Source organism: Thalassolituus alkanivorans, assembly GCF_020447205.1.
Lineage (GTDB): Bacteria > Pseudomonadota > Gammaproteobacteria > Pseudomonadales > Oceanobacteraceae > Venatoribacter > Venatoribacter alkanivorans.
The window spans coordinates 1-449 of the sequence record NZ_JAJAEL010000033.1 but is presented as its reverse complement, the minus strand read 5'-3'; the positions used below and the strand labels follow the sequence as shown (position 1 = coordinate 449).

The window sequence follows — 449 nt, the reverse complement described above, 5'->3', positions numbered from 1 at the left end:
GGTACTATCGGTCACGTTGACCACGGTAAAACCACTCTGACTGCGGCTCTGACCCGCGTATGTTCCGAAGTATGGGGCGGTGCAGCGGTAGCGTTCGACGGTATCGACAATGCTCCTGAAGAGCGTGAGCGTGGTATCACCATTTCTACCTCCCACGTAGAATACGAATCTCCGAACCGTCACTACGCACACGTAGACTGCCCGGGCCACGCTGACTATGTTAAAAACATGATCACCGGTGCTGCGCAGATGGACGGCGCGATTCTGGTATGTGGTTCTACTGACGGCCCAATGCCTCAGACCCGTGAACACATCCTGCTGTCCCGTCAGGTTGGTGTACCTTACATCGTTGTATTCCTGAACAAAGCTGACCTGCTGGCTGAAGATTGCGGCGGTGCCGATTCTGAAGAATACGCAGAGATGCTGGAACTGGTTGAAATGGAACTGCG

General features: G+C 54.3%; 1 protein-coding gene. It reads left to right on the top strand.

Annotation, left to right across the window (positions count from 1 at the left end):
• Positions 1-449: GTP-binding protein (locus LGT44_RS10405; protein ID WP_230333594.1), on the top strand; the 449-nt coding region annotated here is incomplete at both ends.